Origin of the sequence: Sphingopyxis sp. (genome assembly GCF_965279725.1) — a bacterium.
In the GTDB taxonomy this organism is placed as follows: domain Bacteria; phylum Pseudomonadota; class Alphaproteobacteria; order Sphingomonadales; family Sphingomonadaceae; genus Sphingopyxis.
In genome coordinates, this window is sequence record NZ_CBDIIL010000001.1 from 761,302 (window position 1) to 784,415 (window position 23,114).

General features: G+C 63.2%; 6 protein-coding genes. 1 reads left to right on the forward strand and 5 read right to left on the reverse strand.

Annotated elements, in window-relative coordinates; all coding sequences use genetic code 11:
* Positions 1–14: 14 nt before the first annotated feature.
* From ACQY6T_RS03625 to ACQY6T_RS03645, 5 genes are read right to left on the reverse strand one after another with little or no spacing between them, the layout of a single operon-like run.
* Entirely contained in the window at positions 15–2,147 is a 2,133-nt protein-coding gene (locus tag ACQY6T_RS03625; protein WP_428628502.1) for an HlyD family efflux transporter periplasmic adaptor subunit, read from the reverse strand.
* Positions 2,144–3,478, reverse strand: a complete 1,335-nt coding sequence (locus tag ACQY6T_RS03630) for an efflux RND transporter periplasmic adaptor subunit (RefSeq protein WP_428628504.1) — start codon at positions 3,476–3,478, stop codon at positions 2,144–2,146. The genes ACQY6T_RS03625 and ACQY6T_RS03630 overlap by 4 nt, the downstream gene beginning before the upstream one ends.
* Before the next feature lie 19 nt (positions 3,479–3,497).
* Positions 3,498–4,424, reverse strand: coding sequence for an efflux RND transporter periplasmic adaptor subunit (locus ACQY6T_RS03635; RefSeq protein ID WP_428628506.1), 927 nt, complete (start codon positions 4,422–4,424; stop codon positions 3,498–3,500).
* Between the two features lie 4 nt (positions 4,425–4,428).
* Positions 4,429–5,928: a TolC family protein gene (locus ACQY6T_RS03640; RefSeq protein WP_428628508.1), complete on the reverse strand. Its 1,500-nt coding sequence runs from the start codon at positions 5,926–5,928 to the stop codon at positions 4,429–4,431.
* Positions 5,921–20,524: an Ig-like domain-containing protein gene (locus ACQY6T_RS03645; protein ID WP_428628510.1), complete on the reverse strand. Its 14,604-nt coding sequence runs from the start codon at positions 20,522–20,524 to the stop codon at positions 5,921–5,923. The genes ACQY6T_RS03640 and ACQY6T_RS03645 overlap by 8 nt, the downstream gene beginning before the upstream one ends.
* An 846-nt stretch (positions 20,525–21,370) precedes the next feature.
* Here ACQY6T_RS03645 and ACQY6T_RS03650 point away from each other — a divergent pair.
* Entirely contained in the window at positions 21,371–23,044 is a 1,674-nt protein-coding gene (locus ACQY6T_RS03650; RefSeq protein WP_428628512.1) for a M20/M25/M40 family metallo-hydrolase, read from the forward strand.
* Positions 23,045–23,114: the final 70 nt, after the last annotated feature.

Sequence of the window (23,114 nt, forward strand, 5' to 3'; positions counted from 1 at the left end):
CGCGCAGAGTTGCGTCAGCCGCTCGTCATCGACGCCTCGGCGCGAATGGTCCGCACCAGCGAGCCCAGCATCTGCCCAAACAGACTTTGCGATTGTGCATCGATGCTGATCGATCCGCGCACCGGGCGCAGCGAACCGGCCCCGGGGGTCGCAACAAAGCGAAGCCGGTACAACGCCTCACGGGGGCGCAGCGTTTTTCCCGCATCCTCATTGACCGCGATGGGGCCGCCTTGCGTCGAAGCGAGGATGGGTTGATCCATGTGCTGAACGGCGCTGGCCGACTTTTCCATCAGTTTAGCGACGCGCGACGCCAGCACCGGATCATCGGGGACGAAATGCGCGAGTGCACCGTCCTCGATGCGCGAAATATCGCTCTCCCGAACAAAGCTTTGCACGTCATAGTCGTTCGGCGTCACCACCCGTGCCAGAACCTCGGCGCCGCCCAGCCAGCGACCTCGCGGCGCTTGGGTGTCCAGATCGGTCACCACCCCGGCGATCGGCGCGCGCAGGACCAGGCGCGCGCTGCGCCGGTCAAAGCCAGCAAGCTTGTTGCCCTCCGCCAGCAGTTCGCGTTCCAGCACTGCACGTTCCGACAAATCCTCGGCATCGGCGGCACCGCGCGCAAGCTGTGCCTCGATACCCGCGATACGCAGACGCGATTGCGCTGCGGCGACGTCAATATCGGGCGCGATAAGTTCGATAAGCGGCGCGCCCTTGGCCACGCGCTGACCGTTCCGCACCAGAACCCGTTCGACACGGGCCGGATCGCCCGCCACGATCGGTACCGCCGCGATCGGCCCCATCACCGCAGGTGCGCTGACATGGCGGTCGAGCGGCAGAAAGCCGAGCAGCACGAGGCCGCCCAGTCCGAACACCAACAGTCGCCCCCGGGGCGAGGCGAGGATGCGGCCGCGCCGCAATCGCCATTCGTTGATCTCGCTCCATATCGGCCGCACCAGAAACACCGCCATTTCCACAACGAAAAGAATGATCCCGAGCAGCTTGAAGAACAGGTGATAGACCAGCAGCGCGATGCCAAGGAACAGGATGAATCGATAAATCCAGGTCGCCCATGCATAGACGACCAATATCCGCGCCATCCGCCGGGGCAGGAGCTCGGGCGGTGGTTCGCCCAGCCTGAACAGCAATTCGCGCAGCCGCCAGCGCCCGAGCGCGAAACCGCGCGGCTGAAGGTTCGGCACACCCAGCAGGTCGGACAGCAGATAATAGCCGTCGAACCGCATGAAGGGATTGAGATTGATCGCCAGGCTCATCACCCAGCTCGTGGTTGCCAGAATGAAGGCAACGCTGCGAAGCATCCCTTCGGGCAACAGCGCCCATGCCAAGGTGGCAATGCTGGCGATCATCAATTCTGCGCTGACCCCCGCGCAATCGATCGCCAGACGCTTGCGCCGCGACGTCAACCGCCACGCCCCGGTCGTGTCGGTGTAAAGCACTGGCATCATGATCAAAAAGCTGGCGCCCATGCTCGGCACGCGGCAACCGAAACGCGTTGCGGTATAGGCATGCCCCAGTTCGTGCGCGATCTTCACGACCGAAAGGCCAATGGCGTAGGCAATCAATCCCTGCCAGCTGAAGAAATAGAGGAAAGACGCCGTGAACGCGTCCCACTGACGCGAGACGAGGAACAGGCCGACGATCGCCAACACGACGAAAAAGCCCAAGGCGCGCGGGGACCATAGCGGCGCCACCCGCGGCAACGTGCGCTCCAGGAAATCCGCCGGCTTGACAAGGGGGATCCGGAAAAACAGATAATGATCGACAAGCCAGCGCCACCACGCTTTTCTGCTTTGGCTGCGGATGCGCTCGAAACTGCCGACGCTGTCGGACAGCGGGGCAATCGTCAGATTATTTGCCAGCGAAAATTCGACAACCCGCGTGACTTCGGCATCGGCTTCATCGGCTTCCAGTCCTTCGGCCACCAACCCCTGCGCCGCCTCGTGCATCCGGCCATTGGCCCAACGCGAAAAGATCGTGAACTCGATCCGTCCAAGCTGAAAAAAAGCGTGACGCACCGGATCGAACAATGTCCAGCTCGGCGCACCGTTCACCAACGGCGCGCCCGGTTCGATCCGCAGCTCCTGCCGAAGCAGCGGCATCGCCAAAGGCTGCGCCGCGGCGGTCATATCCCGACGAATTGGCGCAGGCTGGAAATCGGCCGACGCAGCAGCGAATAGAAAAGCGGAACCCAGCTGCCATATATCTTCGCGGTCCCGCGCGATCCCACGCGCGGTGCATCGCCCAAGGGATGCGCGACCACGGCAAAGGACAGCACCCCTTCGGCGGTGGGCCGGGCCTGGTAACTCACCGTTTCGAGACGAGCATCGATCGCCCAGAGCGGCTGTGCATCGAGCCAGACCTTGACCTTGCCGCCTGTCGGCAGCGACATTTGTTCGCGAGTCGGCAGGTCGATCCGGAAATCGACATCGTTCGGATCGACGATCTGCAGGATCGGATCGCCGACATTGACCGCCCGGCCCTCCCAATCGCGGCGATCGCTGTAAAGCGCCGTGCCGGCCTTCGGCGCCGTAACCTCGGCGCGCGCCAGCAAATCGCGCGCATAGGCATGGTCGGCCTGCGCCAGCTCATACTCGGCGTGCATCAGCGTGATATCACGCCCCTCCTCGCGCGCGCCGATGGCGAGGTTGGTCGACCGTTCCACGCGCGTACGCGCCACCTCAAGCTTTTCCGCCGCGACATCGAGGTCGTTGCGCAGCTTGGTGTCGTCGAAACGCAGCACGGGCTGGCCCGCTTTGACCACCCCGTTCGGCGGCACGATAACCCTGTCGATGACGCCCGAAAAAGGTGCGGCGACCACGAATGGGCGGGCAGCGACGACTTCGACCGGCGCCAGTGCCGTCAACTGCACGGGAAAAAGGGCAATGACAGCGAGCCCTACCACAAGCCCGCGCTTTTCTTTGGGACCAAGCCCCTTGACGCGGCGGACGGGCGCGTTGCCGGTCAGCGCCAGCCAACTGTGCCCCACGGTTTCGGCAACGCGATCAAGGCGGAACGCCTCGGTTTCGCGCATCACCGCAGCGCGGGCGACAAGAAGGCCGGCGAAAGGCTGCGCATCGCGGTCCAGCAGCGGCTGCCAGCGCCAGTGGCCGAAGGGATATTCCTCCAGCGCCGCATCGGCGACGAGCGCGGCCGCCGAAAAGTCGTGCGGACGATCCAGTCCCTCGGTCCGCGCCAGTTCCGCTGTCGCTTTTTCGATCGCCTGGATCAGCGGGGCATTGCGATCGACTGTCGCGAGACTGGACGCTGCGATAACGTGAAAACCTGCTCCGATGCGCGATTGGCGGAGCACGAACATCTGATCATAATCGACGATCCGGCGCGTCTCATTGGCGATGTGATAGACAAGTTCGGGTACTGTCGCACGGCGCCGCACCTCGCCCTCATATTGCATAAGCGCCGCCAGACCGGACGGGTCTGGCGATACAACCCGCGGCACCGGCCGCGGCGGGACCGGATCAGGATGACTTGCCATTGCTCGTCGCAGCCGGGACCGTCACAGCATTCGCCTTGGCGGCGTCGGGGAATGACGCGGTTCCGCTCATGCCCGGCAACACCAACCCGGTCGTTTCCGTGATGTCCCCGGTCACGCGAATGGTCTTGCTGACGGCATCGACCGACGCGCCGAGACGCGTGACGACACCTTGGATATCCTGGCCTGTCTCGTCGATCGTGAAACCGAACGCCGCGCCGGGCCGCAGCCACGTCAACCAGCGACTGGGGACGATCAATTCGATCTCGAGATTGCCGCCGCTTTGAATCTTGAGCAACGGCTGCCCACTCGCCGCCACTTCGCGCGAGTGGGCGATCTCTTCGACCACCTTGCCCGAAAAAGGTGCATAGACGGCGCAGTCGGATAGCTGGGCAGCGACCGCCTTAGCCTCGGCATCGGCTTTGCCCAGATTGGCCTGCGACACCGCGACCTCATTCTTGCCGACCGCCTCATATTGATCGAGTTCGACGTTGGTTTCATAGGTCTTGCGATAGGCGGCGGTCGCCGCGTGCGCGGCATTCAGTTGCGCCTGGATCTGCGAGCAGTCGAAACGCGCAAGCAGCGCGCCCTTCGGAAAGGAATCGCCTTCGCCATAAGGCATCGCGACGATGCGGGCCGTCATCCGCGACGCGATCGTTGCTTCCTGTTTCGATTTCACGATACCACGGACGGCGCTCTCGAGCTTGGCCGCTTTGGGCGGTTGGGTCCTGGTAGGCGCCACCTCGGCGGCGACCGCCGGACTCTGCTCCTTCGACCATTTAAGGTCGCTACCCGACCCGCCAGCAGCAAACACGCCGACCGCCACCGCAACGAGCAACGCCACTCCACCGCCAATCAGAAGCTTGTTGCGACCGCCCTGTTCCGGTCCATCTTCGCCAAGCGGTTCATTCATGGTTTCAGTCAACCTTCAGCGCTGTCTCGCGGGCTGCCCATAGCTGCTTGAGCGAATTCGCCAGCGTGGCGACGTCCTCCTTGCCACTGATGTCCGGGCCAAAATCGTCGATACCCATCGAACCGAACAGATTGGCATAGGCATTTTGCGCGGCGGCAAAGGCGATGTCGTATTTCACCTCGCTCACCAGCGTATTCATTTCTTCGCGCAGCAAGGTTTGCTGACTCATCGCGCCAGCTCGATGGCCAGCCCGGACCTGATACATGATCTTGTCCTGAACGCGATATTGATGGCTCGCTGTATCAAGCTCGTCCTTCAAATGACCGAAGCGCGCGCGCGAAACATTGACCTGAGTTATGACGGCCATCGTCAACGCCAGTTCGCGCTGCCGAAGAAGCTCTTCCTGCGCCGCGACGGCCTTTTTCTGCGCCGGATATTTGAACAGATTCAACACGTTCCAGCTCGCCCGCGCCCCCACGTTCAGCCAGTCATTGTTGTACAGGAAATCGTTTGAGTCATAATTGACCCCGATCACGCCGCGGATGTTCGGCAACGCGCTGAGCAGTGCTGCGTCGAGTTCCTTGCTGTTGATGCGCTGGCGATAGCTTACCTCGCGCAGTTCGGCGCGGTTGCGCAGCGCGGCCAACATCATTTCCTCGCCCGACAGGCCGATGGCCGGCAGCGCCTGGGCGCGGTCGGGCAGGACAAGGGCGAATTCGGTGCCGGGCTTCAGATTCATCAGCGCAGCGAGCTGGGCTTTGGCGATCACCAGTTCGCGCTGGAGCTGACGAATATTTGCCTGAATATCGATCAGTTCGCGTTGATAGGTGAGTGCGGTCAGCGGCGCCGACAGACGGCGTTCGGCCAACCGCTCCGAATTGGTCAGCGTCGTGCCGACCGCCCCTTCGAGCTCCTTGAGCTTGGTCAGCAGCCGTTCGGCGCTGACCGCGCGCCAATAGGACGTACGGACGTCTTCGATGATCCGGTTGGCAACTTTCCGGCGGCGCTCCTGCGAAATCAGATACTCGTCCGCCTTTTGCTTGGCGCGGACATATGAGAGACCGAAATCGAGCACATCCCAGCTGAGCCCCAGGTCGGCAGAGAAAATATCCTTCTCTGCCGAGGTCGAAGGCTCGAGCGATTGGCGGCCACTGAGGAGCGACAGCGAGCTGGCGCCCGAATAATTGTTACGGCTGGCATAGCCGCCGCTAGCCACAAGCTGCGGCAGCATATCGTAGCGCGCGACGTCGAGTTCGCGCCCTTTTAGCGCTTCCTCCATCATCTCGACTTTGTAATCGAGATTATATTTCAGGGCGCGAGCCATGGCTTCATACATGTCAATCGGACCGGCGACCGGTTCCTGATTGGCGTCCACGGCCTGGAAGTTGCGGTCGGCGGTCGCAGCAATATCGCTCCGCGCCAGCGGTTCGGGGTTTACCGCACAGCCGGACAGCGCCGCTGCCGCCGAAATCCCCAAAAGTTGCTTATACCCCATTTTACCCATCCTCATACGCCCGACCGTCGAACGCCCCAAGCAGTCTTGCGGTTTCATCGCCTGCGGCCGATTGTTGTGCAGCGATCATCCGGCCCAGCGGCGCAGCGTCGCTGATGCGGTTGCCCGACTCGACTTTCGCATCGAGCTGTATTTCGCCGGTCGCGCCCTGCACGATCACCGGAATTTCGATGGCGGTTCCATCGGCGCGCAGTCCCCGGACGATCAGCCGGATTTCGTCCGCATCAAGCGGCCGTTCGATGATCGCCAGCCCCCGCGCATCCATCCGGATCCAGTCGGGCAGCGGACGACCGTCGCGCATCCGTAGCTGAAATTCGACGACTGGCGACGTGCTCTCGTCGCCGATATCCCGCATTTCCATATAAAGGACGTGGCCGCGCGAAACCGACTCGATCATGATCTGGCCGTCGCTGCCGCTCAGCTGCCGGGCCGAAAAGCCTGTCAGGGTTTCGATGTCGAAGGCGCCCGACCGACTATCCCACATATCTTCGCCCGGCGTGCGCAGCTCGCGCAGGCGATCGAGATGCGTGACGACGTCGGAAATCGGGTGCCCGTCGGCGTCGAACGACGTCGTCCCGTTCAACCAGCTGACGTCGTTGACCGCTGTCAGTACTGGCAAGCCGACGTTCAGATCCGCAGTGCCGTTAAGCGAGCGGATGTCGTTCACCGCCTCCAGGATATAAAGTGGTCCTGTGACGGGGCGCTCGCCGGTCCCGGCGCCGCGGTCGATGAACGTGGGTTCGTTGCGGCCCAGCCCGTCATTTCCAAGCAGCGCGTTCAGATCGATGCCGGCATCGAGGATCGATACGGTGAAGCTCGATACGACCGTCCCGCCCTTTCCGTCGGACACGACATAGGTGACCGTTGCCACGCCGCGAAAACCGAGCGGCGGGGTATAAGTGATCGTGCCATCCGCATTGATGACGGCCATGCCGATCGACGGCGTCGCCGAAATAACTGTGAGCGGATCGCCGTCGATGTCGGTTGCATTGGCCAGCACCGGCACCGTCACGGGGACGTCGACGATCGTCCGCACCGTCTCTGGCGCGTCGACCGGCGGATCGTTGACCGGCGCGACCGTCACCGTGAGGGTTCCGGTGGTCGTCCCCCCCTGGCCGTCGCTCACGGTATAAGTGACCGTATCGGTGCCGTTGAAATTGGGGTTCGGGGTATAGGTGATCGTGCCGTCGGAATTAACGACCACGGTGCCGTTCGGCGCGGTCGCGCCGGTCACGGTCAGCGGGTTGCCCTCTGGGTCGCTGTCGTTGGCAAGCACCGGCACAGTAACCGGGGTGTCTTCATCGGTCGTTGCGATGTCGTCCACCGTATCGGGCGGATCATTTGACGCGATGACGGTAATCGTAACCCCGATCGTGGCGGTCGAGAAACCGCCCTTGCCGTCGCTGATCGTGTACGTGATCGTATCGTTGCCGTTGAAATTCCGGTTGGGCGTGTAGGTAATCGTGCCGTCGGCATTGATCGTCACGGTGCCATTGGCCGCGCTGCCGGCGACCACCGTCAGCGGATCGCCGTCGGGATCGGTGTCGTTGGCCAGCACCCGGATGGTGACCGGCATATCTTCGTCGGTGGTGGCCGCATCATCGATCGCGACCGGCGCATCATTGACCGGCCTGACGACGACAGTAACCGTCGCGGTCGAGAAACCGCCCTGCCCGTCACTGATCGTATAGGTGATCGTGTCGGTGCCGTTGAAATTGGCGTTGGGCGTATAAGCGATCGTGCCATCGGGATTGATCGTCACCGTGCCGTTCGCCGCATTGGCGTTCGTGACCGTCAGCGTGTCGCCCTCTGGATCGCTATCATTGGCGAGCACCGGGATGATGACGGGGGTGTCCTCGTCGGTGGCGGCTGTGTCGTTTGACGCCACGGGCGGATCATTGACCTGCGTGACCGTCACCGTGAGCGTCGCGGTGGCCGTACCCCCGTTGCCGTCGCTGATCGTATAGGTGATCGTGTCGGTGCCGTTAAAATTCGGGTTCGGGGTATAGGTGATCGTGCCGTCAGCGTTGACGATCACGGTGCCATTGGCCGCGGTTGCACCGGTCACGGTCAGCGGGTTGCCCTCCGGATCGCTGTCGTTCGCCAGCACCGGCACAGTAACCGGGGTGTCTTCGCGCGTCGTCGCGGTATCCGGCGCGGCGGTCGGGGCGTCGTTGACTGCACCGACGGTCACGGTCACGGTTGCGGTGGATGTTCCGCCCTGACCGTCCGAAATCGTATAAGTGATCGTGTCGGTGCCGTTGAAGTCGGGGTTCGGCGTGTAAAGGATGGTCCCGTCGGGATTGATGGTCACGGTGCCGTTCGGGGCGCTGGCCGAGACAACCGCCAGCAGATCGCCGTCGATGTCGACGTCGTTGGCAAGGACCGGGATCGTGACCGGTGTATCCTCATCGGTGGAAACCATGTCGTTCGTTGCCACCGGCGGATCATTGGCCGGGGTGACGGTCACCGTCACCGTCGCTGTCGCGGTGCCGCCCTTGCCGTCGCTGATCGTATAAGTGATCAGCGCCGGACCGTTGAAATTGGGATTGGGCACAAAGCCGATCGTGCCGTCGGGATTGATCGTCACGGTTCCGTTGGGCGAACTGGCGACGGTGACGGTCAGCGAATCGCCGTCGATATCGCTGTCATTACCCAGAACGCTGACGGTAACCGGCGTGTCCTCGGACGTCGTTGCGCCGTCATCGACGGCAACCGGAAGGTCGTTCGCCGACGTCACGATCATATTGACGGTGGCGGTTGACGTGCCGCCATTGCCGTCGCTGATCGTGTAGGTAATCGTGTCGGCGCCGTTGAAATTGGCATTAGGCGTATAGGTGATCGTGCCGTCGGGATTGATCAGAACGGTCCCGTTCGCCGCGCTTGCAGTGACGACGGTCAGCGGGTCGCCATCGGCATCGACGTCATTGCCGAGCACACCGATCGTGACCGGCGTGTCCTCGGCCGTCGATGCGGTATCATTGGCCGCGGCCGGCGGATCATTAACGGCCGTGACCGTCACCGTAACGGTTGCAGTCGACGTTCCGCCCTGGCCGTCGGAGATCGAGTAAGTGATCGTGTCGGTGCCGTTGAAATTGGCGTTCGGCGTATAGGTCAACGTCCCGTCGGGATTGATCGCAACGCTGCCGTTGGCGGCCGTCGCGCTTACCACCGTCAGCGCATCGCCATCGGGATCGACGTCGTTCGGCAACACGGCGATCGAAACCGGTACATCCTCGGCGGTCGAGGCTGTATCATCGGTGGCGACCGGCGGCGGATTACCGACCGTCCAGGTAAAGCTTGTGCTCGCGGACAAGCCCGACGGATCGGTCGCTGTCACCGTCACCGCATAGATGCCGCCGTTCAGCTGGCTTGCATCTGCGGCGATCGTGCCGGTGATCCGGCCCGTGACAGAGTCGATCGTGAGACCCGCCGGCAGTCCGGTCGCGCCATAGGTCAGCGTATCGCCGTCGATATCGGCGAAGCTGGCCGCCGTCGCCACATCCACCGCAGCGGCATCGAGATTATTTTGCGACGGCAAGGTGATGGCGGTGGGGGCATCGTTCGCCGGAACGACGGTAATCGTCGCAACGGCGCTCGAAAAGCCACCAAGCCCGTCGGTGACGGTGTACGTAACCGTCGCAATCCCGTTGAAGTCCCGGTCAGGGGTGAACGAAATTGTCCCGTCCGGATTGATGATCGCAGTGCCGTTGGTGGCGTCAGCGGCGACAATCTGCAGCGGCGACGCATCGACATCGTTGACCAGAACGTCGAGCGTGATCGGGACGTCTTCGCTGGTCGAATAGCTATCATCCGCGGCACGCGGCGGAAGATTGGTGATCGTCCAGGTGAACGTCGTCGTTACTGTGCCGCCATTGCCGTCGCTGACCGTGACGGTAACCGGATAAATGCCGTCGCCATTGGGTCCGCCGATCGAGCCGTTCGGGGCGGTCGTGCCGGAAATCATGCCCGTCACCGGATCGAGGGTCAGCCCGGCGGGAAGGCCGGTCGCGGTATAGGTCAGCGTATCGCCGTCAAGATCATTGAATCCGCCCACGATTGTGACATCGATCGGGTCGGAATTGGTGTCGAAACGGTCAGGCAATCCGACGGTGGTCGGCGCATCGTTACCCGGCGTCACCGTCATTATGACCGTCGCGGTCGACGTGCCGCCATTGCCGTCGCTGATCGTGTAGGTAATAATATCCGGGCCGTTGAAATCGCGGTCGGGTGTATAGGTCAGCGTTCCATCGCCGTTGATCACCACCGTCCCGCGCGTCGCCGAGGCACTGATCACAGTCAGCGGGTCATTGTCGGGATCGTTGTCGTTGGCGAGCACGGGGATCGTGACCGGCGTATCCTCGACGGTCGTCGCCGTGTCGTTGGTCGCCGTCGGTGCAGGGTTGGCGATCGTCCAGGTAAACATCTGACTGGTCGTCAGACCGCCCGGATCGGTGGCCGTCACGATCACGGTATAGGCGCCGCCATTGGTCTGGCTGGCATCGGCAGTGATGGAACCGGAAATAATGCCCGTGGCCGGATCCATCACGAGGCCCGGCGGCAGGCCGGTCGCGCCGTAGGTCAGCGCGTCGCCATCGATGTCCGACAAGAACGCCGCCACCGGCACCGGCGGGATCGTATCGCCATCGTTCGACGACCGGTCGGACAGCGGACTGCTGGCGGGTGCGTCATTGACCGGTGTGACGGTCACCACGACAACGGCGGTCGAGAATGCCCCGTCGGTATCAGCGATCGTATAGGTGATGGTCGCCATGCCATTGAAGTTTGGCGGCGGCGTATAGGTGATCGTACCGTCGGCGTTTACCAAGACGGTCCCGTTGCTGGCCCTTGCATCGGTGACGGTCAGCGGGTCGCCGTCGTCGTCGACATCATTGCCAAGAACCGAGATCGTGACCGGCATGTCTTCGGGCGTGGTCGCAACGTCGTCGTTCGCGACGGGGCCGACGTTGCGAATGGTCCAGGTGAATGTCGTCGGCACCGAGCCGCCATTTCCATCACTCGCGGTGATCGTGACCGTATAGATGCCGCTGTTGCCGGGGCCACCCGTCGACGCGCCGGGATCGATGGTGCCGCTGACCACACCCGTCGCCAGATCGATCGTCAGACCTGGCGGCAACCCGGTCGCGACATAGGTTAGCGCATCGCCGTCGACATCCTGGAATTCGGCCGCGAACGGGATCGAAACCACATCGGAATCCAGGTCGAACAGATCGGTGACACCGTCGGTCGTCGGTGCGTCATTGACCGGCGCAATCGTCACGGTAACCGACGCCGTCGTCGTCCCGCCTTGCCCGTCGCTGATCCGGTAGGTGATGGTATCGGTGCCATTGAAATTGGCCCTGGGCGTGTAGGTGATCGTGCCATCGCCGTTAATCACGACGGTGCCATTGATTGCCGTTGCCGTCGTCACGGTCAGGCTGTCGCCGTCCGGATCATTGTCGTTGGCGAGGACCGTTATGGTGACCGGCACGTCCTCGTTGGTCGATGCCGTGTCATTCGCCGCCGTCGGCGCTGGGTTGGTCACCGTCCAGGTGAAGGGCGACCCCGCGCTCGCGCCGGACGGATCGGTCGCCGTGACTATGACGTTGTACACGCCGCCGTTGGTCTGGCTGGCATTGCTTGTGATGGTACCCGAAATCACGCCGGTCGTCGGATTGATCGTCAGACCCGGAGGCAGCCCCGTCGCGCTGTACGTCAGCGTGTCGCCGTCCGCGTCGCGGAAATTGAGCGCGGTGGCGACCGACGTGAGATTGCCATCGGCACTCAGCTGGCCGTTCAGCGGCGGCGTCGCGATCGGGCCGTCATTGACCGAAGCGACCGTAACCATGACCGTCGCGGAAGACATGCCGCCCTGATCGTCGCTGATCGTATAGGTGATCGTGTCGGTGCCGTTGAAATTGGCGTTGGGCGTATAGGTGATCGTACCGTCGGCATTGCGGACGACCGTACCGTTTGCCGCCGTCGCTGAAACCACCCGCAGTGCGTCGCCGTCCGGATCGTTGTCGTTGGTCAGCACCGCTATCGTGACCGGCACATCTTCGTTGGTGGTCGCCGCATCGTCACGGGCGACGGGGGCCGGATTGGTGATGGTCCAGTTGAAGGTTTGCACGGCGCTGAGTCCGCCGGCATCGGTCGCCGTGATCGTCACCGCATAAACGCCGCCATTTTGCTGACTGGCGCTATTGCTGACCGTGCCGCTGACGACGCCCGTCGCTGCGTTGATCGTCAAGCCCGGCGGCAAGCCCGTGGCGCTGTAGGTCAGCGTGCTGTTGTCGATGTCGTTGAACGCCCCCGCGACCGGCACCGAAACGGGCGCCGCGTCGGCATTGGTTCGCGACGGAAGTGTGCCGACAGCGGTCGGCGCGTCGTTGACGGGTGCCACGGTGACCGCGACGATCGCCGTCGATGTGCCGCCATTGCCGTCGCTGATCGTATAGGTGATCGTGTCGGTGCCGTTGAAATTGGCGTTCGGCGTGTAGGTGATCGTGCCATCGGCGTTGCGCACAACCGTACCGTTCGCGGCGCTGGCAGCCGTGATGGTCAGCGGGTCGCCGTCGGGGTCGTTATCGTTGGCAAGCGGGCTGATCGTGACCGGCGTGTCCTCGGGCGTATTCGCCGTGTCATTCACCGCCGTTGGCGCCGGATTGGCGATCGTCCAGGTAAAGCTGGCCGTCGCGCTGCGTCCACCCGGATCGGTCGCCGTGACCTGCACCGAATAGGAACCCCCGCCCACTTGGCTGGCGCCGCGGTCGATCGTGCCGCTGATCACGCCCGTCACCGGATCGATTGTCAGTCCGGCAGGCAGACCCGCCGCGCTGTAGGTCAGCGTATCGCCATCGGCGTCGGTAAAGCTCGCGGCGGTCGGCACGTTGACCCCCGTCTGCGCATCGAGACCGCTGCGGTCGCTCAGCGGCACGGTGACAATAGGCGCGTCCTGCACCGCAGTGACGGTGATCGACACGATAGCAGTGGACGTGCCGCCTTGGTCGTCGGTGATCGCGTAGGCAATCGTGTCCGTGCCGTTGAAATTGGCATTGGGCGTATAGGTGATCGTCCCATTGGCGTTGACGACCACCGTGCCGTTGGCCGCCGTCGCCGACGTCACGCGCAGCGGATCGCCGTCGGGATCGACATCATTGGCAAGAACGGAAATCGTGACCGGCGTGTCTTCGGGCGTGGTCGCCGTATCGTTGCCCGCCGTCGGAGCCGGATTGGTCACCGTCCAGGCAAAGGGCGAAGTCGCGCTGGCGCCGCTCGGGTCGGTCGCGGTCACGACGACATTGTACGTGCCACCATTGGCCTGACTGGCCGACCGATCGATCGTGCCGCTGATCACGCCCGTCGTCGCATTGATGGTCAGCCCGGGCGGCAGGCCCGTCGCGCTGTACGTCAGCGCATCGCCGTCGGGATCGACGAAATTATTTGCCGTGGTCACCGACGTGGCCGCGCCGTCGACGCTGACCTGTCCATTGAGCGGCGGCGTCGCGATCGGACCGTCGTTGACCGGATCGACCGTTACGGTAACCGTCGCGGTCGCGAAGCCTCCCTTGCCGTCGCTGATGGAATAAGTGATCGTGTCGGTGCCGTTGAAATTGGCATTGGGCGTATAGGTGATCGTGCCGTTGGCGTTGCGCACGACGGTACCGTTCGCCGCGCTGGCGGCGGTGATCGTCAACGGGTCGCCATCGACATCGCTGTCGTTCGTCAGCACGCCGATGGTGACAGGCACATCCTCGTTGGTGCGCGCGCTATCATCGACCGCCACCGGCGGATCGTTGACGGGCGCGACCGTTACGGTGACCGTCGCGGTCGAGAAGCCGCCCTTGCCGTCGCTGATCGTGTAGGTGATCGTGTCGGTGCCGTTGAAATTGGCGTTCGGGGTATAAGTAATCGTGCCGTCGGCATTACGCACGACCGTGCCGTTCGCCGCGCTGGCAGCGGAGACGACCAACGGATCGCCGTCGAGATCGGTGTCGTTGCCGAGAACGCCGATCCGCACCGGCGTGTCTTCGTTGGTCGATGCGACGTCGTTCGCGGCGACCGGCGGATCGTTGACCGGCGTGACCGTCACGGTGACCGTCGCGGTCGCGGTGCCGCCCTGGCCATCGCTGATCGTATAGTTGATCGTGTCGGTACCATTGAAATTGGCGTTCGGCGTATAGGTAATCGTGCCGTCGGCGTTGCGCACGACCGTGCCGTTGTTGGCGCTGGCCGCCGTGACGGTAAGGGGATCGCCATCGGGATCGACATCGTTGGTCAGCACGTTGATCGTGACCGGCGCATCCTCTGCTGTCGTTGCGCTGTCGCCATCCGCGGTTGGCCCGGGGTTGGCGATCGTCCAGCTGAAGCTTTGGGTCGCCGCCGCGCCGCTGGGGTCGCGCGCGGTGACAACCACATTATAGACGCCGCCGCCCGTCTGGCTTGCGCTGCGGTCGATGGTCCCGCTGATCACCCCGGTGACCGCATTGATCGTCAGGCCCGGCGGCAGTCCCACCGCCGAAAAGGCCAGCGTATCGCCATCGACATCGCTGAAGCGGCCGGCGGTCGGCACGTTGAGCGCATCGCCGTCGAGATTGGCCCGCGCCGGCAGCGGCGCCCCCGCAACCGGGGCGTCGTTAACCGGGGTAACGGTGACGGTCACCGTTGCGGTAGCCAGCGCGCCGTCGGAATCGCGAACCGTATAGCTGATCGTCGCGGTGCCGTTGAAATTGGCGTTGGGCGTAAAGGTCAGCGTGTTGTCCGCGTTGATAACGACCGTACCGTTGGTCGAACTCGCCGCGGTGACTATCAGCGGATCGCCATCCGGATCGACGTCGTTGGCCAGCACATTGACGGTAACAGGCGTGTCTTCGAGCGTTGCCGCGCTGTCGTTGACGGCGGTGGGACCGACGTTGGCGACATTCCACTGGAACGTCGTGGACACCGTCGCACCGCTTGGGTCGGTCGCGAATATCCTGACCGTATAGGGCGCCGCGTCGGACGCGTCGGGTGAGAGCGTGCCGCTGATCAAGCCGGTTACCGGATCGATCGACAGGCCGGGTGGCAATCCGGTGGCGGCAAAAGTCAGAACGTCGCCATCGACATCCGAGAAGGCCTGCCCCGTCGGCACCGATACATTGCCGCCATCGACGTTCGATTGTCCCATCAACCCGGTCGTGACCGGTGCGTCGTTGATTGGCGCCACCGTGACGGTCACGACCGCCGTTGACTGACCGCCTTCGCCATCGCTGATCGTATAGCTGATTGTCGCCGTGCCATTGAAATTGGCGGGCGGCACATATTGCAGCGACCCGTCGGCATTGATCGAGACGCTGCCGACGCTGGCGGTCGCCGAAACGACCGTCAGCGTGTCGCCATCGGGATCGGCGTCGTTAGCCAGAACGGGAATGCGCACCGCGACATCCTCGTTGGTCGTGACATTGTCATTCGCCGCCGTTGGCGCCGGATTGGCGATGGTCCACGTGAAAGTGGAACTGACCGTCCCGCTGCGCCCGTCGTTGGCGGTCACAGTGATCGTGTAAACGCCGCCGTTCACCTGGCTGGCACTGTTGTCGATCGTGCCCGAAATGACGCCCGTCGCTGGATTGATGCTGATCCCGGCGGGAAGCCCGGTGGCGCCATAGGTCAGCGTATCGCCGTCGGGGTCACTGAACGCGCCGGAGATCGAAAAACTGACGGTCTCATTGTCCAGGTCGCTGTGATTGCCCAGCGTTCCCGCAATCGGCACGTCGTTCACCGAATTGACGGTAACAGTCACCGTCGCGGTCGCGGTGCCGCCTTGGCCGTCGCTGATCGTATAGCTGATCGTATCGGTGCCGTTGAAATTGGCATTGGGAACGTAATTCAGCGTGCCGTTCGGGTTGATCGTCACCGACCCGTTCAATGCGCTGGCGGTCGTGACGGTCAGCGGGTCGCCGTCGGGATCATTATCGTTGGCGAGCACCACAATCGTCGCCGGGGTATCTTCATTCGTCGTGGCGCTGTCGTTGCCCGCGGTGGGGGCGGGATTCGTCACCGTCCATGTAAAGCTGGTCGACACGCTGCGCCCGCCGGGATCGCTGGCGGTCACCTGAACCGCATAGACCCCGCCAGTCGTCTGACTGGCCGACCGGTCGATCGTCCCGCTGATCACCCCGGTCGTCGCATTGATGCTGAGCCCGGGCGGCAAACCCGTCGCGGTATAGCTAAGCGTATCGCCGTCGGGGTCGGTGAAGCTTCCAGCCGTCGCGACGCTGATCCCCGCCTGGGCATCGACATTGCTGCGGTTGCCGAGCGGCGTCACGACGATCGGGGGATCCTGCACCGGGGTCACGATGATCGTCACCTGCGCGTTGGCGGTGCCGCCCTGCCCGTCGCTGATCGTATAATTGATCGTCACATTGCCGTTGAAATTGGCGGGCGGCGCATAGGTGATCGTGTTGTTGGCGTTGACCGTCACCTGGCCGATCGAGGCCACCGCCGCGACCACCATCAGCGGATCGCCGTCGGGGTCGCTGTCGTTGGCCAGAACGTTGATGATCAACGGTGTGTCTTCGGGGGTGCTGACGGTATCGTTCACGGCAACCGGCGCCGGATTGGTCACTGTCCAGATAAAGCTTTGCGTGGCGCTCAACCCGCCGGCGTCACGCGCGGTGACGACGATCGAATAAACCCCGCCATTCACCTGGCTGGCGCTGCGATCGATCGTGCCGCTGATAACGCCGGTGGCGGTGTTGATCGACAGGCCGGCAGGCAGGCCGGTGACGCTGTAGGTCAAGCTTGCGTTGTCGACGTCGGTGAAGCCGCCCGCCGTCGCAACCGAAACGCCCGTGGCGGCATCGGCATTACTGCGATTGGGCAGCGTGCCGACCGGCACCGGGGCATCGTTGACGGCCGCCACCACAACGGTGACGGTCGCGGTCGATGTCCCGCCCTGGCCATCGCTGATCGTATAGGTGATCGTGTCGGTGCCATTGAAATTGGCATTGGGCGTATAGGTGATTGTGCCATTGGCGTTGCGCACGACCGTGCCATTTGCTGCGCTGGCGGCGTTGACGGTCAGCGGATCGCCATCGGGGTCATTGTCGTTAGCGAGCACCGAAATCGTGACGGGCGTGTCTTCGTTCGTCGAGGCGTTATCATTTGCCGCGGTCGGCGCGGGGTTGGTCACCGTCCAAGTGAAGCTTTGCGTCGCGGTCAGTCCGGCGGCGTCGCGCGCGGTAACCACCACGGCATAGCTGCCGCCGCCCGACTGACTGGCCGACCGGTCGATCGTACCCGAAATGACACCTGTCGCGGCATTGATCGTCAGCCCCGCCGGCAGTCCCGTCGCCGAATAGGTTAGCGTGTCGCCATCGATGTCGGTGAAACCGCCCGCGGTGGCGACCGAAACCGCCGCAGCATCGACATTGCTGCGCGGCGCCAGACTGCCAACCGCGGTCGGCGCGTCGTTAACCGGCGTTACCGTAATGGTATCGGTCGCAGTTTCGGTCGTGCCGTTCGACGTCACGGTATAGGTGAAGCTGGTGGTGCCGTTGAAATTGGCGGTGGGGGTGAAGGTGAAGGTGCCACCGCTGTTCAGCCGCAGCGTACCATTGGCGACCGCAACGGTGCTGCCAACGCTGATCGCATTGCCGTTGATCGCCGTGATCGTCCGCGCCGGATTTTCGAAACTGTCGTTGGCCAACGGGTCGTATGTAATCGCCGTGTCTTCGGGCGTCGTCACCGCGTCGTTGACGATGTCGGCCACCGGCGTGACCGTGATGTTGATCGTGTCGAAGTCGGCCTTGCCCTCGATCGTCGTGATGCCATCGACAAAGTTACCGACCGAAGGGCTGCCGCCGGCGGAGCTGACCGCGCGATATTCGAAACGGATGATATTGCCCGTCGCACTGTCGGTCAGCTGACGCGTATAGGCGCCCCACGCCGTATTGCCGTCGGAAAACAACTCGTTGATCAGAACGGTATCGTCGCCGCCGCCAACGACGCCGTCCAGACCCAGATCGGTTGCAACCACGCGCATGACATCGACGCCAAGGCGACCCCGATGCGCGAAGCTGATCGACACATTGCTGCCTGCCGTTGGCGTGAAGTTCTGAAACAGCGCCGCGACCTGATTGGCATTGATCTCGGCGAACTGGTTGCCTTCATAGGCCACAACACCCTGGAAACCCGATTTCCAGATTTCGATCACATTGTCGGTGGCGTCGGTGTCCCAGCCCGGCACCGTCGTTTCGTTGACGAGCTGGAAGGTCGTACCGGGAATAACCGGATTTTCAAAACCACCGTTGGTGAACGCCCCGGCTGGCTGCGGATTGGTGACCGTCCGCATGCTGATCTGCGCGGGGCCGTTGTAATCGGCGGTCGGCGTATAGCGGGCGCCCTGTAGGGCCGCGTTGATCGCCGCGACACTGCCCGAAAAGGTCATCACGCCATCGGCGGTGCCATCGCCTTGCGTAAAGGTCAGCCCGGTTACGCCGCTTAACGAGAAAGTGCCGTTGGTGACGTTCAGCGTCACTGTCTGCACGCCGCCCTCGGCGTCGGAAATGCTGATGGCATTGCCATTGGCGGTCGAAAAGACGAGCGCATTGTCCTCGGCAACCGACTGCGCACCCGGAACGGTATTCAACGGCGGATCGTCGACGGACGTAATCGTGACGGCCACCGTGGCCGTCGACGTGCCGCCCTTGCCGTCGCTGATCGTATAGGTGATCGTGTCGGTGCCGTTGAAATTGGCGTTGGGCGTATAGGTGATCGTGCCGTCGGCGTTGCGCACGACCGTGCCGTTCACCGCGCTCGCCGCCGTTACACTGAGCGGATCGCCATCGACATCGGTATCGTTGGCCAGCACCGCAACGGTGACGGGCGTGTCTTCCGCAGTCGTCGCGCTATCGTTTACCGCCACCGGCGCATCGTTAACGCCGACGATCGTGATCGTGGCCGTCGCGGTGTCGGTGCCGCCATTGGCATCGCGAATGGTGTAGGAAAAGGTTTCGGTGCGCGTCTCGCCCAGTTTCAGACTGTTGTAGATGCCGTTGGACGCATAGCTGAACGTCCCGTCGGCGCGCACGGTCAACGTTGCGCCTGAAGGAAGCGCGGTCGCGGTGCCGACGGTGATTGCCCCGCCGACCGAATTTTGCGCTGCTGAAACGGTAAACGCATCGCCGCGCGGGTCGCTGTCGGCGCCGTTGCCGTTGTTGGCGAAAAGATTGCCGGTAAGGGTCGCGACATCTTCGTTGGTCGACAGATTGTCGTTCACCGCATCGGGCGGTGCGTCGATCGCGACGCCGATCTCGAACCCGTCGCCGGCCCCGGCCGCGGCCGCCGGGTTCATCCGGACACTAAACGTCAGGGTCGTGAAAGTGCCATTGACCTGAACGCTGCCAGCCGCGGTGCCCGCCGTACTGATCAGGCTTGATTCGCTACCCGTCGTGACCACGCCGGTCTGCCGCGTGATAGTCGTGGTGCCGACCACCAAATGCGCCGGCCCAGCCAATTTGGTGAGCGTCGCCCCCGAGGTCAACAAGGTCAGCAAGGCACTATTCGCTGTACCACTGACGCCGCCAAGCCGGTCGAGATTGATCACCGGATTCACGACCGCCTGACTGAAGGTAATCGTAATCGTTCCAAGATCGGTGGTGTTGTTCGAATTATATGTCACCGACAGCGATGGTGTTCCCTGCGCGCTATTGTCGAACGCAGCGATGTTGTTGAACGTATCGTTCGCCAGACCAGCGAAGGTGCTGGTACCCGCGCCAGTGAAAGTGATGGTGGTGGTGATGCCTTCCCTGACGGTGGACGCGCTGCCTGTCCCGATCGTCCAGGCGCCGCTGTTGGTCCGCGTCAGCAAACCATTCCAGTGATCGCTCGCCAGCACGGACGTTTCGACCAGTCCGGCCCGCGTCTCCAGGTCCCAGTCGCCGCCCATTGCCGCCGCGCCCGTGTCGTCGTCCGACGCCGCGACATCGGCGCCCGTAGCGCGGGCGATCGCATCGACCAGTTCCTGCCCCTGCTCGCCCGCGCTGGTGTCGCAGCCATAGATCAATATGTCGCCGTCAGCCGTCAGCTTCGACCCGATCGAGGCAAAAGCGCCCGCCAGTTCGCCCGTCACCGCCGTCCGGTCGATTACCGTGGTGCCCAACGTAAAGCTGTTCGCGGTGCCGTGGCTGACTATATGGATGGCACTGATATCGGACCGACCGGCGAGCGCCGTCATGATCTGATCGACGCCGTCGCGCGACGCATCGATCAGAACGACTTCGCCGCGCTCCGCCCATTCGCGCGCGAGCTCAGCATAGCCCTCCACGCCGGTATCGATAAAGATGATGTTTGTCGCCGTCGGCGCCTCTACGGGGCCGCCGTCGCCATATAGGTCGTGCGGCGTCGCCCACCCTGCGTTGTCCGTCGCATGCGCGTCGCCGAAGTTCGCGCGGTCGCCCTGGCGTTCGCCCCCGAATGCAACGGGCCCCTCTCGCAACAGCGACGCGCGCGCGGAGGAGGCGTCATCGCCGAAATGCGCCGGCGCAACGGGATCCGGGAGCGCCGCTGCGTCGGCAGCCGTCGCAACGGCCGCGCCGTCGAACATCATGCGCGGCTCAAGGGCAAGCAAATGGGGCTGAAGCCGCATTTGACGGAGCTTATGCGGTTGGATCAGGCGATGGTCGTCGGAATCCCTCAACTGCGCTCTTTCTTATCGTGCAAGACATCCGTGATATCGGTTGCCGACAATATAGCTTGCATATGCAATACTAGTCGTAAGTCACCATGGCCAGTTTGAATTGCCCTTTTTCATCGGAAATGCGATGAAACGAATGCAATCCAGCGACGCTTATGAAGCTATTAATAAATACATAATAGATTTGTTAATAAATTAATAAGTCCAAGATGAACGATTCTGTCTGTCGACCTCATATTCGGTCGCTTGGCGGCTTCGCCGCGTGTCGAACGAGCCATCAATATGCCCCCAACCCCAATTATAATTGTTGCGCCAACTCTCTCCTACTGTCTGCTGCCGGTTTGGCGGTCACCGGGATAAGTTCTTTCAGGCTGCCCAGCTTCACGATCGAAGTCGATGGGACCGATACGTCCGCTTTCGCGTGCACCCCCGATCGGTAGATTTTCTTTCCAATGCGCCCAGCGAGATCGCATTCTAAAAGGTGAACGGCGCTGAACGGGCATTCGGCGCCCATCGCATTAAACGGCAGCCTGCGGGATTATCAGCACCCAGCATGGCCCATATCGGGGGCAAGTCAGCCGGATTCCAATTGACGGATCGGCGCAAATCAACGCTTCCGGCAAGTCATAACTTCGGTGTCCCAGCGAAAGCCGGAACAACGAAAGCGCAGGGGTCTGTCAGCCGACGCTCTGGGCGCTTCAATCGAAACCGGAAACGCTCTAGGCTATCCCAAACCAAAAAACGGGAACCCCTTGTCTCATGTCGATCCGCCTTGCCCTCACCGCCTTCGTTCTTGCCGCGCTCGCGGCCCCGGCCGCAGCGCAAACCGCGCCCGCTGCGCCATCGGGCATTGACGCCGCGAACCTCGCCCAGACCGTGCGCACTCTCGCGTCCGACCAGTTTCAGGGCCGCGCGCCCGGCACGATCGGCGAGGAACGCACGGTCGGCTATCTGATCGGTCGGCTTCAGGCGCTCGGGCTCGAACCCGCGGGCGTGGACGGCGGCTGGACCCAGCCGGTGCCGTTGCTGCACACGCGGCTCGGGACAGCGACGACGCTCGCGTTCGGACGCAAGGGCGTGGTCACACCGCTGGCCTCTGGCACCGACATCTATGTGTCGACGCTCCAGCCAAAGGATCGGGCGGTTGTCGACAATGCCCCGATGGTTTTCGTCGGCTATGGCGTCACCGCCGCCGAACGCGGCTGGGACGATTTCAAGGGGCAGGATCTGAAGGGCAAGGTCGCGGTCTTTCTGATCAACGATCCCGATTTCGTCGCCGCCAAGGGCGAAGATGCTTTCGGCAAGTTCGGCGGGCGGACGATGACCTATTACGGTCGCTGGACCTACAAATTCGAGGAAGCGTCGCGGCGCGGCGCGGTTGCGGCGCTGATCGTCCACGACACCGACGGCGTCGGCTATGGCTGGAACGTCGTCAAAAGCGGCGGCGGCGAAAATTACGGCCTCGTCGTGCCGCCCGAGAAGGTGACGAGCCTCGCACTGCAAGGCTGGATCTCGGGCGAAACCGCGACCAGCCTGTTTGCAAACGCCGGACAGGATCTCGCCAAGCTGCGCGTCGCCGCGCGGCGCAAGGATTTCAAACCCGTCGATCTCGGCACCAGCTTCAACGCCGCGATCCCGGTGACGCAGGCGGTCGTGCAAAGCCAGAACGTCCTCGCGAAAATCCCCGGTGCCAAACGCCCCGACGAGGTCGTGATGTATGGCGCCCATTGGGATGCCTATGGTGAAGGCGCGCCCGACGAGGCGGGGCGCATCTATCGCGCCGGTGCCAACGACGACGCGCTCGGGGTCGCGGGACTGTTCGAAATTGCCCGCGGCTTCAAGGCCGCACCGCCACCCGACCGCAGCATCGTCTTCGCCTTCTGGACCGCCGAAGAACGCGGACTGCTGGGTTCCGAAGCCTATGCCGCCAATCCGATCTTCCCGGTCGAAAAGACCGTCGCCAACTTCGGTCTCGACATCCTCCAGACCGCCGGAAAGGCAAAGGACGTCGTCCTGGTCGGCAAGGGACAGGGCAGTCTCGAAGACGACCTAGCGCGCATTGCTGCGGCCCAAGGCCGCACCGTCTCCGTGGAGAGCCTCCCCGAACGCGGCCTCTTCTACCGCGCCGACCATTTCAGCATGGCCAAACGCGGCGTGCCTGTGCTGCTGATGATGGGCATCGCCGGCGCCTCCGACCTCGTCAACGGCGGCAAACCCGCCGGACAGGCGTGGGTCGATGCTTATACCGGCAAATGCTATCATCAGGCGTGCGACGCCTGGGACGAAAGCTGGAACCTCGACGGCGCGGTGCAGGATATTTCGCTGTTCTACACCATCGGCGACGAGCTGGCGCGCTCGGCGCGCTGGCCCGACTGGAAAGTGGGCAGCGAGTTCAAAGCGATCCGCGAAAAAAGCGCCGCGTCGCGCAGATAGCGCGACGGGCTTATAATCTGATCCCAACGTCCCGTTCGACACGAACGGACACTGAGGTCGTGGTGATTTA

Bases quoted from the DNA above. Each gene is read 5' to 3' on its own strand.
- ACQY6T_RS03625 (WP_428628502.1), bottom strand. From the start codon at position 2,147: ATGACCGCCGCGGCGCAGCCTTTGGCGATGCCGCTGCTTCGGCAGGAG.
- ACQY6T_RS03635 (WP_428628506.1), bottom strand. From the start codon at position 4,424: ATGAATGAACCGCTTGGCGAAGATGGACCGGAACAGGGCGGTCGCAAC.
- ACQY6T_RS03640 (WP_428628508.1), bottom strand. From the start codon at position 5,928: ATGGGTAAAATGGGGTATAAGCAACTTTTGGGGATTTCGGCGGCAGCG.
- ACQY6T_RS03645 (WP_428628510.1), bottom strand. From the start codon at position 20,524: ATGATGTTCGACGGCGCGGCCGTTGCGACGGCTGCCGACGCAGCGGCG.
- ACQY6T_RS03650 (WP_428628512.1), top strand. From the start codon at position 21,371: ATGTCGATCCGCCTTGCCCTCACCGCCTTCGTTCTTGCCGCGCTCGCG.